Source organism: Kitasatospora sp. NPDC048722, from assembly GCF_040650235.1.
Lineage (GTDB): Bacteria > Actinomycetota > Actinomycetes > Streptomycetales > Streptomycetaceae > Kitasatospora.
Map to the genome: position 1 here is coordinate 1 of NZ_JBEZGX010000030.1, position 16862 is coordinate 16862.

The 16862-nt window shown below is 73.0% G+C and carries 16 protein-coding genes and 1 tRNA gene; 11 read left to right on the top strand and 6 right to left on the bottom strand.

Annotation, left to right across the window (positions count from 1 at the left end; translation table 11 throughout):
• The first annotated feature begins 169 nt into the window (after positions 1–169).
• Entirely contained in the window at positions 170–454 is a 285-nt protein-coding gene (locus tag AB0C76_RS22180) for a hypothetical protein (RefSeq protein ID WP_359967999.1), read from the top strand.
• Between the two features lie 48 nt (positions 455–502).
• On the opposite strand, the gene mscL is transcribed toward AB0C76_RS22180, so the two are convergent.
• The 5 genes from mscL to AB0C76_RS22205 all read right to left on the bottom strand — a co-directional run bounded on the left by mscL (position 503) and on the right by AB0C76_RS22205 (position 5088).
• On the bottom strand, positions 503–922 hold the full coding sequence (mscL, locus tag AB0C76_RS22185; protein WP_359968001.1) for a large conductance mechanosensitive channel protein MscL: 420 nt from the start codon (positions 920–922) through the stop codon (positions 503–505).
• Between the two features lie 30 nt (positions 923–952).
• Complete coding sequence (locus AB0C76_RS22190; RefSeq protein ID WP_359968004.1) at positions 953–1225, bottom strand: hypothetical protein; 273 nt, start codon at positions 1223–1225, stop codon at positions 953–955.
• A 305-nt stretch (positions 1226–1530) separates the two neighbouring features.
• The gene (locus AB0C76_RS22195; protein WP_359968007.1) at positions 1531–1833 is read right to left on the bottom strand and encodes an FmdB family zinc ribbon protein; all 303 of its coding nucleotides are present in this window, start codon (positions 1831–1833) and stop codon (positions 1531–1533) included.
• A 113-nt stretch (positions 1834–1946) separates the two neighbouring features.
• Positions 1947–3302 carry an MFS transporter gene (locus AB0C76_RS22200; protein WP_359968010.1) on the bottom strand — a complete coding sequence of 452 codons (1356 nt, stop codon included), beginning with the start codon at positions 3300–3302 and terminating at the stop codon, positions 1947–1949.
• A 301-nt stretch (positions 3303–3603) separates the two neighbouring features.
• Complete coding sequence (locus AB0C76_RS22205) at positions 3604–5088, bottom strand: potassium/proton antiporter (RefSeq protein ID WP_359968013.1); 1485 nt, start codon at positions 5086–5088, stop codon at positions 3604–3606.
• 394 nt (positions 5089–5482) lie between these two features.
• On the opposite strand from AB0C76_RS22205, the gene AB0C76_RS22210 reads away from it, so the two are divergent.
• Positions 5483–8203, top strand: a complete 2721-nt coding sequence (locus AB0C76_RS22210; RefSeq protein WP_359968015.1) for a penicillin acylase family protein — start codon at positions 5483–5485, stop codon at positions 8201–8203.
• Between the two features lie 76 nt (positions 8204–8279).
• Here the strand turns inward: AB0C76_RS22210 and AB0C76_RS22215 are convergent, their stop codons facing one another.
• Entirely contained in the window at positions 8280–8855 is a 576-nt protein-coding gene (locus tag AB0C76_RS22215; RefSeq protein WP_359968018.1) for a 5-formyltetrahydrofolate cyclo-ligase, read from the bottom strand.
• Positions 8856–8949: 94 nt separating this feature from the next.
• On the opposite strand from AB0C76_RS22215, the gene AB0C76_RS22220 reads away from it, so the two are divergent.
• The 9 genes from AB0C76_RS22220 (at position 8950) to AB0C76_RS22260 (ending at position 16862) form a co-directional block, all read left to right on the top strand.
• On the top strand, positions 8950–9882 hold the full coding sequence (locus AB0C76_RS22220) for a GGDEF domain-containing protein (protein ID WP_359968021.1): 933 nt from the start codon (positions 8950–8952) through the stop codon (positions 9880–9882).
• A 12-nt stretch (positions 9883–9894) separates the two neighbouring features.
• The gene (gene galU / locus AB0C76_RS22225; protein ID WP_329932114.1) at positions 9895–10815 is read left to right on the top strand and encodes a UTP--glucose-1-phosphate uridylyltransferase GalU; all 921 of its coding nucleotides are present in this window, start codon (positions 9895–9897) and stop codon (positions 10813–10815) included.
• A gap of 25 nt (positions 10816–10840) precedes the next feature.
• A complete protein-coding gene (gene glp, locus AB0C76_RS22230) occupies positions 10841–12184 on the top strand; it encodes a gephyrin-like molybdotransferase Glp (RefSeq protein ID WP_359968024.1) in 1344 nt (447 codons plus the stop codon).
• 96 nt (positions 12185–12280) lie between these two features.
• Positions 12281–12781, top strand: coding sequence for a cyclic pyranopterin monophosphate synthase MoaC (gene moaC, locus AB0C76_RS22235; protein WP_359968027.1), 501 nt, complete (start codon positions 12281–12283; stop codon positions 12779–12781).
• Between the two features lie 73 nt (positions 12782–12854).
• Positions 12855–13358, top strand: a complete 504-nt coding sequence (locus AB0C76_RS22240; RefSeq protein WP_359968030.1) for a MogA/MoaB family molybdenum cofactor biosynthesis protein — start codon at positions 12855–12857, stop codon at positions 13356–13358.
• Positions 13355–13981 carry a GNAT family protein gene (locus AB0C76_RS22245; protein WP_359968208.1) on the top strand — a complete coding sequence of 209 codons (627 nt, stop codon included), beginning with the start codon at positions 13355–13357 and terminating at the stop codon, positions 13979–13981. Before AB0C76_RS22240 ends, AB0C76_RS22245 begins: the two co-directional genes overlap by 4 nt.
• A gap of 150 nt (positions 13982–14131) precedes the next feature.
• Positions 14132–15142: a hypothetical protein gene (locus AB0C76_RS22250; protein WP_359968033.1), complete on the top strand. Its 1011-nt coding sequence runs from the start codon at positions 14132–14134 to the stop codon at positions 15140–15142.
• An 80-nt stretch (positions 15143–15222) separates the two neighbouring features.
• Positions 15223–15296 (top strand) — tRNA-Ala (locus AB0C76_RS22255).
• A gap of 345 nt (positions 15297–15641) precedes the next feature.
• Positions 15642–16862, top strand: coding sequence for a glycosyltransferase 87 family protein (locus AB0C76_RS22260; RefSeq protein WP_359968036.1), 1221 nt, complete (start codon positions 15642–15644; stop codon positions 16860–16862).

The following is a 16862-nucleotide window of genomic DNA, read 5'->3' on the forward strand; positions in this document are numbered from 1 at the left end:
TCCGCCCGCTACCTGCTGTTCGACATCCTGCGCGAGGCGCCCCGGCCGCGCCGGCTCCGGTTCCTCGGGGACGCGGGCTGGCGCGCGGTGCGGGCCCGGGCCCGAGGTCCGTCTCGGGCTCTTAGGCTGGAAGGACAGGACGACCGGGTCGAGCAACGGGGTGAACAGGGTGAGCGAGCAGGGACAGGGCCAGGCGGGGGGCCGGGCGCACGAGCAGGAGACGCCGGATCGGCCGGAGCAGGCCGCGCGGCAGCGGGAGGCCGAAGAGCAGGCCGCGCGGCAGCGGGAGGCCGAAGAGCAGGTCCGGGCGAAGGCGCGCCTCGTCTTCGGGGACCCGCTGGACCGGCAGTCCCGGGACGACACCGACTCCGGCTGGGGCGACCGCCCCGGGGCCGGGAGCGGACGGGGGCTGGACTGGTACCTGAGCCAGCGCCCGCCGCACCACGGAGACTGAGCGGGACGAGGGACGAGGGGCGAGGGACGAGGTCAGGCCGGGCCGCGCTCAGCGCAGCGGGGCGACCAGTGCGTCGCGGATCTCGGTGAGCAGCTGCACCTCCTTGGCCTCGGCCTCCGCCATCTCCTCGGCGAGGGGCTTGCGCCGCGCGGCCATGCGGTTCATGGGAATGATCAGGACGAAGTAGACGACGGCGGCGGTGATCAGGAACTGGAGCGCGGCACTGAGCACCGAGCCCCAGAGGATGAGGATCCCGGACACGCCGTCGCCGTTGGGGGACACCTCGCAGGGCCCCTTGAGGCAGGAACTGTAGGACGTGAGGTCCTTCGTCCCGAAGACACCGACGATCGGATTGATCACGCCCTTGACGAAGGCGTTGACGATGTTGGTGAAGGCCGCACCGATGACGACGGCGACGGCGAGCTCGACGACATTTCCACGCAGCAGGAATTCCTTGAAGCCCTTCATGCCGCCTCGAACGACGAAGTCGTCGACCGGTTACGGGTGATCATCCGAAGCACCGGATTGACAACCCGCCTGGCCCAGCGCGCCGCCGGACGGCGGCGGCAGCCCGGCCCGTGCGGGTCCGAACGCGAGCGCCGCGGCCACCGCGAGCAGCACCAGCGCCGGCACCCCGGCCCGCCGCCGGACGGCGCGCCACCAGCGGTGCCGCCCGCCCGCCCCGCGCCGGATCGGCCGGAAGCTCGGCACGGCTCGCCGGGGCGGAACGGTGGGTGCGGGCAGCGGGACGGCGTGGCTGAGGGCGTTCATCGGGAACCACCTCCGGGGTCGGTCGGTCTCTGGTGACCCCACGATGAGCGTCCGCGGCGAAAGCCGGAAGACGTTATCCGCAGCCTGTGGAAAACCCCGGCCCTGTGGACGATTCCGTACACCCGAACGAGCTGGCCGAGCCCGTCAACGTTGACCGGACCGGCCCCGAGGAGGCCCCGATGAGGCCCCTGAGGGCGGCCCCGGGAACGGCCGTGAGAACGGACCCGGGAACGGCCGTGAGAACGACGGAAGGCCCGCCGCCACCGCGTGAAGCGGGGCAGCGGGCCTTCCGGTGCGTGCTGGGGTCAGCCGGCGGCCGGAGCCGGGGAGGACGAGCCCGAGGTGGATGACGCCGGGGTCGAGGAGGCCGCGGACGACGAGGACGTCGTCGACGAGCTCGACGACGAGGAGCTCACCGAGCTGCTCGACGAGGAGCGGCTGTCGGTCCGGTAGAAGCCCGAGCCCTTGAAGACCACGCCCACGGCCGAGAAGACCTTGCGCAGCTTCCCCTGGCAGTCGGGGCAGGTGGTCAGCGCGTCGTCGGTGAACTTCTGCACCGCCTCCAGGCCGTTGCCGCACTCGGTGCACTGGTACTGGTACGTGGGCACTTGTCTTCCTCCTGGCACTCGCGCCTGATGAGTGCTAACGATGGTCAATGATGCGGCATTCCGCTGGATGAGTCCAGCGACTCCGGTGTGACGTGGGCCCGGTCGGGCCGCCGTCAGCCCTTGGCGGCGCCCACCAGCTGCGGCTCGGCGCCGGCCGGGACGGCGCTGCCGTCGGATCCGGCGACCACCGTGCTCGCCCCGCCCGACGGCGCCAGCAGGTGCCGCAGCGAGACCAGCGCGGCCAGCCCCAGCCCGGCGCCGACGGCCGGCACCAGGAACCCGGCCGAGGGCCCGTGGCCGTCGATCAGCCGCCCGGCCACCATCGAGCCGACCGCCAGGCCGAGGCCGATGGCGCCGGTCAGCCAGGTGAAGGCCTCGGTCTTGGCGCCGTCCGCGACCAGCGTCTCGACCAGGGTGTAGCCGCTGATCAGGGTCGGCGCGATGGCCAGGCCGCAGACCAGCCCGGCGATCGAGAGGGTGACCAGGTTGGGCATCGCCCACAGCGTCGAGCAGCCCAGCACCAGCAGGGTGTAGCTGGTGATCATGCGCTGCTGCACCGCGCGCCGCCAGGCGATCACGCCGTAGAGCACACCGGCCACCATCGAGCCGCCGGCGAAGATGCCGTACACGGTGCCGGCCGCGGCGTGCTGCCCGACCGAGTCGGCGAAGGCGTTGACCGAGACCTGCATGCCGCCGAACACGGCGCCGACGCCCAGGATGACGCCGGCCAGCAGCCGGACGCCGGGCGAGGCGAGCGCGGAGACGCGCTGCGCCCCGGGCTGCGGCACGATCCGGGCCGGCGCGGTGCGGCGCTGGGCGGCGAAGGCCAGGCCGCCGACGAAGGTGAGCGCGGCCTCCGTGATCAGGCTCGCGGAGGGGCTGACCGAGGTGGCGATCTTGGCGGCCAGGATCGGGCCGACGACGAAGGTGAGCTCGTCCGTGACGGACTCGAACGCGAACGCGGTGCCGACCTTGGCGGCGGAGGAGGCGGAGGCGCCCTCGGCGCCGAGCTTGGCCACCCAGCGGGCGCGGACCATCGCACCGATCTGCGGCACGCTGGCCCCGGCCGGGACGGCGGCCAGGCACAGGCTCCAGGCCGGCGCGTGGCCGTTCGCGAGGACGATCAGCGCGGCGACCGAGGCGGCGTGCACGACGACGGTCGGGACGAGGACGGTTGCCTGCCCGTACCGGTCGGCGAGCCGGCCGGTCTGCGGGCCGATCAGGGCCTGGGCGACGGCGGCGACCGCCGTGACGGTGCCGGCCGTGCCCCACGAGCCGCCGGTGCCCGTGACGAGCATCAGGATGCCCATGCTGAGCATGGCGTAGGGCAGCCGCGCGACGAACGCGGGTGCCAGGAACGTCCAGGCACCCGGGGTGCGCAGCAGCGCGCCGTACCCGACGCGCGCGGGGGCGGCGTCCGGGGCGGTGGGGGTGTCCGTGGCGTCGTCGACCGTTCGGCGGGCCGTCACGGTCGTCCTTCCTGCTGCCTGGTAGCGCGGCAAGGGCATGGGGTGGCCCCGACGGCGCCGAGAGTCGTCCTCTCGCGCGTCGACCGGGGTAGATACCGGGCCGCTCCGGCGTGGTTGCCGAGAGCCGGGCCGCAGCCGCCGAGCGGTCGCGCCAACTCTGCATCAGGCAGATGCTGGGTCGGTCAAAAGCGGTGTTCTTCCAGCATACAGTTACGCGCGTAGATAGCGCTAGATCCCAACGGATCCAAGCCAGAACGGGCTTCCGGGCCCCGAAAGGCCCGGCACCCCGCCACTGTACGGCTCACTTCCCGTACAGCCACCCCGCGAGCTTGCCGCCCTTGTCCACGGCTCGCAGCCGCTTCTCCGCCGCCTCGCCGACCTCGTCCGTCGTGACGACGAGCAGCTCGTCGCCGCCGCGCAGCACCGTCGCCCGGTCCGGTACGAAGGAGTTCCCCTCCCGGACCACCAGGGTGACCGCCGCCCCCTTGGGCAGCCGCAGTTCGCCGACCTCCACGCCGGACATCCGGGACTCGGGGGAGAGCGCGACGGACAGCAGGTGGCCGTGCAGCTTCTCCAGCGGCGCGGACTCGATGTCGAGGTCCTGGCCCATCGCGCCCTCGCCGATCTTCAGCTGCCTGGCCACCCAGGGCAGGGTCGGGCCCTGGAGCAGGGTGAAGACGACGACCAGGATGAAGACGATGTTGAACACGTCCTCGGCCTTGTGCGCGCCCGAGACCACCGGGATGGTGGCGAGCACGATGGGCACCGCCCCGCGCAGCCCGGCCCAGCTCAGCAGGGCCTGCTCCTTCCCGGGCACCCGGAACGGCGTCAGCGTGAGCACCACCGACAGCGGCCGCGCGAGGAAGACCAGCACCCCGCCGATGACGAGCGCCGGGATCACCGCGTCGCCCATCGTCTCGGGCGTGCACAGCAGGCCGAGCAGGACGAACATGCCGATCTGTCCGATCCAGGCCAGGCCGTCCGCGAAGCCGCGCACCGCCGGGCCGTGCGGCAGCTTGGCGTTGCCGAGGATCACGGCGCTGATGTAGACCGCGAGGAAGCCGGAGCCGTGCAGCAGCGCGCCGCCCGCGTAGGCGAGCACGGTCAGCGCCATGACCGCGATCGGGTAGAGGCCGGAGGACGGCAGGGCGACGTGCTTGATCCCGAACGCGCCGAGCCTGCCGACCGCGAGGCCGATCGCCGCGCCGATCGCGAGCTCGGCGACGATCGTGCCGAGCAGGACGTACCAGGAGTCCAGTTCGCCGGCGGTGGCGAAGGCGACGACCAGGATGACGACGGGCGCGTCGTTGAAGCCGGACTCGGCCTCCAGCAGGCCGGTGAGCCGGTGCGGCAGCGGGACCATCCGCAGGACGGAGAAGACGGCCGCAGCGTCGGTGGAGGAGACGATCGCGCCGAGCAGCATCGAGGTGCGCCAGTCCAGGCCGACCAGCCAGTGCGCGCCGGCGGCGGTGACGAACACGCTCACCCCGACGCCGACGGTGGCGAGCACGGTGGCCGCCGGCATCACCGGCTTGACCTCTCTCCAGCTGGTCTTCAGGCCGCCCTCGGCGAGGATCACCACGAGGGCCGCGTAGCCGAGCACCTGGGTGAGCTCGGCGTTGTTGAAGGTGACGCCGATGCCGTTCTGGCCGAGGGCGACGCCGATCCCGAGGTAGATGAGGAGGCTGGGTAGCCCTGATCGGGTCGATATCCGCACGGCGACCACCGCGACCAGGAGGATCACGGAGAACTCGAGAAGCAGCTGGTTCAGGTGGTCGACGTTCACGCAGGGGCACCTCGTGCAGGCATGGGGGCGGGCGGGGTGTCTCTCGGTGGTGCTGGTGTCTCGCGGTGGTGCAGGTGGTGCAGGTGGTGCAGGTGGTGCAGGTGGTGCAGATGGTGCAGTGGTCCAGGTCGTGCATTGGTGCAGGTGGTGCAGTGGTCCAGGTCGTGCCGGGGCGAGCCGCGGGCGCGTTAAGAAGCCGTCAATACTCCTCTTGCGGATCGTTACTCATTCTAACATTTTGCCATATCTTTAGTTGGGCTCCTCACGCAGGCCCCGTTCCGGGCCGTCCCCCGTGCACGCCGTGCCGTGGACTCGGCCTAATGTGGTGCCCTGTCACGGCCGCAGGCCCTGGACACGCCCGCCCGCCCCGAAGTCGAGGACCGCAAGGACCCAGATGCCCCGCTCCAAGAAGTTCCGGCGCGCCCGTCTGATCGTGATCGTGCTGGTCGTGCTGCTGGTGGCCGGCGTCGGCTACGGCGGTTACCGGGGGGTCGCCGCGGTCCGCGCGTCCTTCCCGACGGTCGACGGCACCGTGAAGATCGCGGGCCTGAGCGCGCCGGTCGACGTCAAGCGCGACGCCAACGGCATCCCGCAGATCTACGCCGACACCTCCGAGGACCTCTACCGCGCCCAGGGCTACGTCCAGGCGCAGGACCGCTTCTGGGAGATGGACGTCCGCCGGCACATCACCGCCGGCCGCCTCTCCGAGATGTTCGGCGACTCCCAGGTCGACACCGACTCCTTCATCCGCACCATGGGCTGGCGCCAGGTGGCGCAGAAGGAGTTCGACACCAAGCTCTCGCCGGAGACCAAGAAGTACCTCCAGGCGTACGCGGACGGCGTCAACGCCTGGCTGGCCGAGCACCCGGGCGGGGAGAAGGCCTCGCTGGAGTACGCGATGCTCGGCGTCGTCAACAGCGGCTACAAGCCCGAGCAGTGGACCCCGGTCGACTCGGTGGCCTGGCTCAAGGCGATGGCCTGGAACCTCTCCGGGAACCTCCAGGAGGAGATCGACCGCTCGCTGCTGTCCCAGGACTTCACCGCGGACAAGATCGCCGAGCTGTACCCGGACTACCCGTACGCCCGCAACGGCACGATCGTGAAGACCGGCACGGTCTCGGGCGACACCTACCGCCCGGCCGACGGCTCCACCGCGGCGGGCGCCGGCAACCCCGCGGCCCCCACCGCGCAGGGTGCGGCCACCACCAAGGCGCTCCTGCAGGGCCTCACCGACCGGGTCGACGCGATGCCGCAGCTGCTCGGCCGCCCGGGCCAGGGCATCGGCTCCAACTCCTGGGTGGTGGCCGGCTCGCACACCACGACCGGCCAGCCGCTGATGGCCAACGACCCGCACCTCGGCCCCGGCCTGCCCTCGGTCTGGTACCAGACGGGCCTGCACTGCCGCACCGCCTCGCCGGCGTGCCAGTTCGACGTCACCGGCTTCACCTTCGCGGGCATGCCCGGCGTGGTGATCGGCCACAACAAGGACATCGCCTGGGGCTTCACCAACCTGGGCGCCGACGTCACCGACCTGTACCTGGAGAAGGTCACCGGCCCGGACACCTACCAGGTGGACGGCAAGGACGTGAAGTTCGACCTCCGCAAGGAGACCATCAAGGTCGCCGGCGGCGAGGACCGCACCATCACCGTCCGCACCACCCAGACCGGCGCCCCGCTCATCTCCGACCAGAGCACCGAGCAGCAGAACGTCGGCAAGTACGCCCCGAACGGCAGCGCCGCCCCCGACCGCGGCACCGGCGGCTACGGCGTCGCCCTGCAGTGGACGGCGCTGAACCCCGGCAGGACGATGGACGCCGTCTTCGAGCTGGACAAGGCGAAGAACTGGGACGACTTCCGCAACGCCGCCAAGGACTTCGCCGTCCCCGCGCAGAACCTGATCTACGCCGATGCGAAGAACATCGGCTACCAGGCCCCGGGCGACATCCCGATCCGCGGCAAGGGCGACGGCACGCTCCCGGCCCCGGGCTGGGACTCCGCCTACCAGTGGAAGGGCTCGATCCCCTTCGCCGCCCTGCCGTACAGCTTCAACCCGTCCGCCGGCTACATCGTCACCGCCAACCAGGCCGTGGTCGACCCGACGTACAAGTACGGCCTCACCAAGGACTGGGAGTACGGCACCCGGGCCAAGGAGATCACCGACCAGATCGACGGCCTGCTCAAGAACAACGGCAAGATCTCGCCGGACGACATGCAGACGCTGCAGCTGGACAACACCAGCGTCATGGCCAAGACGCTCGTCCCGCTGCTGCTCAAGCAGCAGATCGACGACCCGTACGTGCGTGAGGCGCAGGACCTCCTGAAGGACTGGAACTACCACCAGGACGCCGACTCGGCCGCCGCCGCGTACTACAACGCGGTCTGGCGCCAGCTGCTCACCCTCGCGTTCGGCCAGAAGTTCCCGGCCGACATCCGCGCCAAGGGCAACTGCCTGCTGGTCCGCCAGCAGGACGACCCGACCAAGCCGGACAGCTCCAGCAAGATCGTCACCGAGTGCGGCACCCGCGACCCGGACAAGGCCCAGCCCGACGGCGGCGACCGCTGGACCGAGGTCGTGCGCCAGCAGCTGAGCAAGCCCGACAGCACCTGGTGGACGTACATCGACTCGCAGCACAAGGAGCAGAAGGGCCTGGACAACCTGCTCCAGGAGGCGATGAAGAACGCCCGCCAGGAGCTGACCTCGCTGCTCAGCAAGGACGTCTCCACCTGGAGCTGGGGCCGTCTGCACACGCTGACGCTGCGCGAGCAGACCCTCGGCACCGACGACTCGTCGATCGCCTCCGGCGCCGTCCACAAGCTGCTCAACCGCGGCCCGTACCGCCTCTCCGGCAGCTCGGCGGCGGTCGACGCGGCGGGCTGGAACGCCGCGGCCGGCTACCAGGTGGACTGGATCCCGTCGATGCGCATGGTCGTCGACCTGAGCGACTTCGACTCCTCGCGCTGGGTCAACGTCGGCGGCGCCTCCGGCCACGCCTTCCACGAGAACTACAACGACCAGACCGACCTCTGGCTCAAGGGCAAGCTGCTGACCTGGGCCTACACGCCGGACTCGGTCGAGAAGGCGACCAAGCACAAACTGGTCCTGACCAACGGCTGACGCCCGGAGGACCGGTGGCCCCGCTCGAACGCGAGCGGGGCCACCGCCGTTTCCGGGCCCGAGGGGCGGTCCGGGATCACCCGAGCCGGTGGCGCCCCGACGGCGTGACCGCCACGTCCACCGGACGGTCGTGCGGCTCGGCAGGCACCTCCGCCAGCAACTCGTGCTCGTACAGCAGCACCGCCAGCACCGGCCGTGCCCCCGCCCGCTCCAGCCGGGCCAGCACCCGGTCGTAGCTTCCGCCGCCGCGGCCCAGCCGCAGCCCGCGCCGGTCCACCGCCAGCCCCGGCAGCAGCACCACCGACGCCCCCACGACGGCCTCCGGCCCCAGCCGCGGACCGACCGGTTCCAGCAGTCCGCGCCCGGCCGGGGCCAGGGCGTCCACGCCTTCGTAGGCCGCCCAGTCCAGGTCGTTGTCGGCCAGCAGGACGGGCAGCAGCACCCGCACGCCCCGCGCCCGCAGCCCGTCCAGCAGCGGCCCCGTCCCCGGCTCGGCGCCGACCGAGACGTACGCGGCGACCGTGGCCCCCGGTGCGGCCAGCCCCCCGGCGTGCACGGCCAGTGCGTGCGCCGCCTCCGCGCGCTGTTCACCGGTGAGTGCACGGCGATCGGCCAGCAGCCGTGTCCTCAGCCCGCTCTTCTCGTTGTGCATGGGATCTCCCCTGCTCTCCTCTGAGGTCCTCCCGAACCCCGCCATGGCCCCCGCCACCGACGGGCCGAGCCTGACACGCGAAAGGGCGCCCCGATTGCCCACCCCGCTGCTGGTCCACGCCCTGGCCGCGCTGAGCGTCCCCGCGCTGGCCGGCGCCACCGTGCTCGGCCTGCGGCTGCGTCGGGCGCACGGCGAGGCCGCCGACCGGGAGGCGCTGCTGCACGAGCGGGTCGCCGAGCTGGAGGGCCGCTGCGCCGAACTGGAGCGCACCGCCTCCTGCGACCCGCTCACCGGCGTGTGGAACTACCGGCACCTCCAGCTCACCCTGGACCGCGAGATCGAGCGCGCCCGCCGCGCCGAGCAGTCCGACCAGCACGAGGGGCCGCGCCCACTGGCCGTGCTGCTCCTGGAGATCGCCGGCTTCGACGCGATCGTCACCGAGCACGGGCGCGCGCGGGCCGGCGCGATACTGCGCGACCTCGCCCAGCGCCTGGCGATGGAGATCCGCCGGGCCGACACCCTCGGCCGCTACAGCGGCGAGGAGTTCCTGGTGATCCTGCCGGACACCGGCGCCGAGGGCGCCGCGCACGTCGCGGAGCGGCTGGTCTGGTCGGTGCGCCGGCACCTGCTGCTCGACTGGTCCTCCGGCCCCCGCGAGCCCCGCCCGGCACGCGGCAACGGCCTCACCGCCGCCGTCGGCGTCGCCGTGCTCCCCGAGGACGGCACCCACGCGGCCGTCCTGCTCCGGGCGGCCGACCGGGCGCTCGCCGGGGCCCGCGCGGCGGGCGGCGACTGCTGGCGCGGCAGCCTGCCGGCCGCGCACCACGCGCCCGTCACTTCCGGTACGGAGGGCGGTCCGACTGCCGAACGTGACCGTTCGGAAAAGGCGGGTAGTCTGTCGCCCTGTGCCGGCGGGGACCCCCTCGCCCAGCCGGTCATTTCCCAGACGCCTGCCACCGCGGCCGGCCCCGGCGACGGGCACCCCGAGCCGTCCGACCGCGCCCGGACGGCTGAAAACGTGCCTTAGTAAGGTTTGCGCATGACGACGACCAACACTCGAATTCCGGTAACCAAGGCCGTGGTACCCGCGGCCGGACTGGGCACCCGCTTCCTCCCGGCCACCAAGGCCACGCCGAAGGAGATGCTGCCCGTCGTCGACAAGCCGGCCATCCAGTACGTCGTCGAGGAGGCCGCCGCCGCGGGGCTGTCCGACATACTGATGGTCACCGGCCGCAACAAGCGCGCCCTGGAGGACCACTTCGACCGCGCCTACGAGCTGGAGGAGCTCCTCGCCCGCAAGGGTGACGAGGACCGCCTGCGCCGCGTCCGCGAGTCCGTCGAACTGGCGAACATGCACTACGTCCGCCAGGGCGACCCGAAGGGCCTCGGCCACGCCGTCTCGGTCGCCGAGCAGCACGTCGCCGGCCAGCCCTTCGCCGTCCTCCTCGGTGACGACCTGATCGACCCCCGCGACCCGCTGCTGGCCCGCATGATCGAGGTCCAGCAGGAGCTCGGCGGCTCGGTCGTCGCCCTCATGGAGGTCGACCCCTCCCAGATCCACCTGTACGGCTGCGCCGCCGTCAAGGCGAACGGCTTCGGCGAGGACGTCTTCCAGGTGACCGACCTGGTCGAGAAGCCCGACACCGCCGACGCCCCGTCGAACTACGCCGTCATCGGCCGCTACGTCCTCGACCCCTCGGTCTTCGACGTGCTGCGCGAGACCCCGCCCGGCCGTGGCGGCGAGATCCAGCTCACCGACGCCCTGCGCGAGCTGACCACCCGTGACGCGGAGTCCGGCGGCCAGGTGCACGGCGTGCTCTTCAAGGGCCGCCGCTACGACACCGGTGACCGCGCCGACTACCTGCGCGCTATCGTCCGACTGGCCTCCGAGCGCGAGGACCTGGGCCCGGAGTTCCGCTCCTGGCTGCGGGAGTTCGTCGCCTCCGAGCTGCAGGACTGACACACCGACTGAGAGCGAGCCGCCGATGACCGGGTCCGAGCACAGCCACAGCGCCGCCGCAGCCTGCTGCGACGCCACCGCGGACCCGGCACCGGCGGCTCCTCGCCTGTGGACCGTCGACGAGCACCTCGCCGACGTCCTCGCCTCCGTCACCCCGCTGCCGGCCATCGAACTGGGCCTGCTCGACGCCCGCGGCTGCCTGCTCGACGAGGACGTGCTCGCGGACGGCGACCTGCCGCCCTTCGACAACAGCTCGATGGACGGGTACGCCGTCCGCACCGCCGACACCGTCCGCGCCACCGCCGAGTACCCCTCGGTGCTCGCCGTGGTCGGCGACATCGCGGCCGGCGCCGGTGAACTGCCCCGGGTCGGACCGGGCCAGGCCGCCCGGATCATGACCGGCGCCCCCGTCCCGCCCGGCGCGGAGGCCGTCGCCCCGGTCGAGTGGACCGACGGCGGCACCGGCACCGGCGAGGCGGCCGACGCGATGACCGCGGCCGTCGAGGACGAGGAGGTCCGGGTCCTGCGCCCGGTCGCCGAGGGCGCCCACATCCGTCGCCGCGGCAGTGACGTCGCGGCCGGTTCGCGCGTCCTGGAGTCCGGCACCCGGCTCGGCCCCACCCAGCTCGGCCTGCTCGCCGCGACCGGCCGGGCCACCGTGAAGGTCCGCCCGCGCCCCCGGGTCGTCGTGCTGTCCACCGGCAGCGAGCTGGTCCAGCCCGGCGAGCCCGTCGGCCCCGGCCAGATCTCCGACTCCAACAGCTTCACCCTCACCGCCGCGGCCCAGGACGCCGGCGCCATCGCCTACCGGGTCGGCGGGGTCCCGGACGACGCCGCCCGGCTGCGCGCCGTCCTGGAGGACCAGCTCGGCCGCGCCGACCTCATCGTCACCAGCGGCGGCGTCAGCGTCGGCGCGTACGACGTGGTCAAGGAGGTCTTCGAGTCCTACGGCGGCGTGGACTTCCGGCGGCTGCGGATGCAGCCCGGCAAGCCGCAGGGCTTCGGGCGGATCGGCGGCTCCGCGGGCTCGGCCGGCGTGCCACTGCTCGCCCTGCCCGGCAACCCGGTCAGCGCCTACATCTCCTTCGAGCTGTTCGTCCGCCCGGTCATCCGCACCATGCTCGGCGCCCCCGACGTGCACCGCCCGGTGGTCCGCGCGATCTGCCCGGTGGCGCTGCGCTCCCCGGCCGGGCGGCGGCAGTTCCTGCGCGGCCGGTACGCGCCGGACGGCACGGTCGAGCCGGTCGGCGGGGCCGAGTCCCACCTGGTCGGCGCGCTGGCCCGGGCGAACTGCCTGATCACCGTCCCCGAGGACGTCACCGAGCTGCCTGCGGGCAGCTCCGTCGACGTGGTCCTGCTCGACTCCTGAGGCCCGTCCCGTCCCGTGATCCGGCCCCTCCCACGCGGCGGGGCGGGGGAGCTGTACGGTAGCGCGGTATTCGATCTGCGCGCCCCTGGAGCCCCCGTGACCACACCTCCCCCCGGCGACCGCCTCACCCACGTCGACGACCAGGGCGCGGCCCGGATGGTCGACGTCTCCGAGAAGGCCACGACCGCGCGCACCGCCGTCGCGGCCGGTCGGGTCAGGGTCTCCCCGAAGGTGGTCGAACTGCTGCGCGGCGAGGGCGTGCCCAAGGGCGACGCCCTCGCGGTCGCCCGCATCGCCGGGATCATGGGCGCCAAGCGGACGCCCGACCTGATCCCGCTCTGCCACCCGATCGCCGTCTCCGGCGTGAAGGTCGACCTCGCCGTCGCCGACGACGCGGTCGAGATCACGGCCACCGTGAAGACCGCCGACCGCACCGGCGTCGAGATGGAGGCGCTGACCTCCGTGACGGTCGCCGCGCTGACCGTCATCGACATGGTCAAGGCGGTGGACAAGGGCGCCACCATCGAGTTCGTCCGGGTGCTCAGCAAGACCGGCGGCAAGAGCGGCGACTGGTTCGCCCCGGAGGTGGACGCATGAGCGGGCGGAGCGAGCTCACCATCGGGAGGCGCGGGTTGCCCGAAGGGCCTGCCGAGCGAAGCGGGGCGGGCGCATGAAGGCGCTGGCCGTCACCGTCTCCAACCGCGCCTCGGCCGGTGTCTACGAGGACAAGGGCGGCCCGCTGCTGGTCGCCGGGCTGACCGCGATGGGCTTCACCGCCGACGGCCCGCGCGTCGTGCCGGACGGCGAGCCCGTCGAGGCGGCCCTGCGGGAGGCCGTCGCGGCCGGCTACGACGTCGTGCTGACCACCGGCGGCACCGGCATCTCGCCGATGGACCTCACCCCCGAGATGACCGCCCGGGTCATCGACCGGCAGGTCCCCGGCATCGCCGAGGCGATCCGCGCGCACGGCCGGGACAAGGTGCCGACCTCGGCGCTCTCCCGCGGGCTGGCCGGCCTCGCCGGACGTACGCTGATCGTCAACCTGCCGGGATCGACTGGTGGCGTCCGGGACGGCCTCGCCGTGCTGGAGCCGCTGCTCGCCCACGCCGTCGACCAGCTCGGCGGCGGGGACCACCCCCGGCCCGACGACGCGGCACCCGGGAGAGCGCACTGAACGCCGGCTGGCCGGTAGAGCTCCACGAGGGGGAGGTCGCGCTGCGCCCGATCCGGGTGCGCGACCAGCGCGACTGGCAGGAGGTCAGCCGCCGCAACCGGGACTGGCTGCGCCGCTGGGAGGCCACCGTGCCGCCCGGCCCGGCCGGCCGGGCGGCCGGGCCGCGCCCGACCTTCCGGCAGATGGTCCGCTTCCTGCGCGGGGAGGCCTCGGCCGGGCGGATGCTGCCCTTCGTCGTGCTCTACGAGGGCCGGCTGGTCGGCCAGCTGACCGTCGGCGGCATCACCTGGGGCTCGATGTGCTCGGCCAACGTCGGCTACTGGGTCGACGAGGCGGTGGCCGGCCGCGGCATCATGCCCACCGCCGTGGCGCTTTCGGTCAACCACTGTTTCCGCAACCTCGGCCTGCACCGGATCGAGGTCTGCATCCGCCCGGAGAACCTTCCGAGCCGCCGGGTGGTGGAAAAGCTCGGGTTCCGTCCGGAGGGAATGCGCCCGCGCTATCTCCACATCGACGGCGACTGGCGCGACCACCTCGTGTACGCGCTGACGGCCGAGGAGGTCCCCGAGGGGATGCTGGAGCGCTGGCGGGCGCTCAGTTCCGCTGCAGGCCGCGATAATTGAATGTATGTTCGAATCAAATATCGATATGGCATCGACGCGGAGACGGACGGTCACAAATGCCGTCAAAATAGTCGGAGAATCAGCTTGATCACACGACACGCCGCGTCAAATTGCTGTCGGGCCTTCCCCGTCGCCCGTACGGTGTGAATCGTGAGCAGTAGCGGCCTTATCTACGCCGTCATCGTAGGGGCCTGGGCCGCCTATCTGGTGCCCATGTGGCTTCGCAGGCAGGACGAACTCAACGAGGCGCGCCCGACGGAACGCTTCAGCACCGCCATCCGCCTGCTGGCCGGGCGTTCGGCGCTGGAGCGGCGGGCGGCCCGGTCCCTGGGCGACGAACCGCGTGACGACGAGCAGAGCAGCGACGGCCCTCCCGCACGGGACGAGGCCGTCTCCGGCGACCCCGCGGACCGGGAGCCCGAGCCCCCGGTGGAACGGTCCGAGCGGCCCGAGCGGCCGGCCCCGGTCCCCGCGCCGCCCGGCGGGACGGAGCGCCGGGCGCGCCTGCTCGCCCGCCGGCGCCGGATGGTCACCGCCCTCTTCCTGGCCTTCGCGCTCGGCGCGGTGGTCGCTGCGGTGGCCGGACTGGCCTTCCTGTGGGTGCCGGCCGTGCCGGCGGTCCTCCTGACCCTCTACATCGGTCACCTGCGCAAGCTGGAGCGCCAGCGCTACGAGGTGAAGCTCGACCGGGTCCGGGCCGCGCAGGCCGCCGAGCGGCTGCGCAAGCGCGAGCAGCAGCGCGCCGAGGCCCGGGCGGCCGACGAGGTGCAGACCGCGGTCGTCGCCCCACCGGAGCCGTCGGCCCCGGCCGAGCCGCGCGTCGCCCGCCGCCCGCACCTGCGGCTGGCCCCCGGGCCCGAGGAGGCCCGGGGCGCGGCGCCGTCGGCCTCGGCGCTCGTGGAGGCGACCGAGCACGACGAGTGGGTCGACGGCATGCGCGAGCGCGGCGCGGCCGGCCCGGACTCCTGGGAGCCGGTGCCCGTCCCGCTGCCGACGTACGTGACGGCGCCGGTCGCCCCGCGGGTCTCCCGCGGCCTGGACCTGACGGCCCCGGGGACGTGGACCGCCGGGCGTCCGGCGGAGTCGCGGAACACCCCGCTGTTCGACCAGTACGCCGAGCCGCCGGCCCCCGAGACCCGCCCGCGCGCCGCCAACGAGTGAGCGGCCGCGGGCCCCGGCCGGCACCGGGACCGGGGGTGGTCACGGACCCCCTCCGAAAGGTGCTAGAGTTTCTTCTCGTTGGGGCTGTGGCGCAGTCCGGTAGCGCACCTCGTTCGCATCGAGGGGGTCAGGGGTTCGAATCCCCTCAGCTCCACCCAACAAGGGCCCCGCCCGGTCGACAAGACCGGGCGGGGTTCCTGCTTTGTGGCGGCGTTCGCGTCAACTGCCCGTGGGGGCGGGCGTCCTGACGGTCGGTCCGGCCCTGGAAGCTTCCTGTGAAGAAGGTCACACGACGTCGCTCCCGCCTGTTCCGGAGCCACGGTCGGCCCTCAGGGGGGTCGGTTATGGTGGGTTGGCCCAGACGGCGACGAGGGAACGATCTGGTCTATCTCAACGGGGTGCCATCGCGGTGCGCGAGTTCGGTCTGACACGGTGGGCACGACGGACGGACGCGAAGGACCGCGGCACCGATCCAGCCCCCGGAGGACCGGCTCCGAGCGTGGTCGTCGCGGGCTGCCTCGCGGCGCTCTCCCTGGCGGTGTACGCCGTGGTGCGCCACTTCCACGGCCAGACGATGGTCGACATGCTCGTCTACCGGGCCGAGGGCGCGGCCGTCGTGCACGGCCAGGACCTGTACGCGATGCGGCTGCCCGGCTGGGACCTGCCCGCCACGTACCCGCCGTTCGCCGCGATGCTCTTCGTGCCGAGCACCTGGTTCGACGTGAGCACGCTGCGCGTCCTGGTGCAGCTGCTGAACCTCGGCCTGCTGGCGCTCGCCGCCCACCTCTCCTTCCGCCTGGTCGGCTGGCCGGCCGCGCGGCACCGCACCGCCGCCGTGCTCCTCGCGACCGGGTTCGGCGTCTGGCTGGAGCCGGTCTTCACCACGTTCCAGTACGGGCAGGTCAACCTCGGCATCCTGTGCCTGGTCCTGTGGGACCTGTCCCGCCCGGACCGCAGCCGCGCCAAGGGCGTGGGCATCGGCCTGGCCACCGCCATCAAGATCACCCCCGGCCTGTTCGCGGTGTACCTGCTGCTCACCGGCCGGATCAGGGCCGCGCTGGTCTCCGGGGGCGCCTTCCTGGCGGCCGGACTGGTCGGCTGGCTCGTGCTTCCCGACGCGACCTTCGGGTTCTGGACGAAGTACCTGTGGGACCCGAGCCGGGTCGGGGTCACCGTCATCGCCGACAACCAGTCGCTGCGCGGTGCCGTCTGCCGACTGCTCAGCAGCAACGAGCCCGGCCTCGCCGGACTGGCCGCGTGCGCGGCCGTCGGCGTCCTCGGCCTCGCCGTGGCCGTCCTGGCCGGGCGCTCGCGCTCGCTGCGGCGCGCCGACGCGTGGGGCGCCTTGTGCACCGCGTTCACGGCGCTGCTGGTGTCGCCGATCAGTTGGACCCACCACTGGGTGTGGTGCATCCCGCTGCTCGCCCTGCTGGCCGTGGAGGCCAGGACCACCGGGCGGAAGGTCCTGCTCGGGGCGGCGCTGGCGGTGTTCCTCTCGCACGCGATGTGGACCGTGCCGCACCGCTGGGGGCTCGGCGTCGCCTGGTACTGGCAGCTGCCGTCCTCGGTCTACGCGCCGTTCGGCCTCGCCCTGCTGGTCGTCGTGGCGCTGCGGCTGTACCGCCTGCGCGGCGGCCCGGGCGAGCTCGGGGCCGAGGCTGACGAGGTGCTGCGCCGCGCCGAGCTCGGCGCGGACGCGGCCCTGACGAAGCAGGCGTGA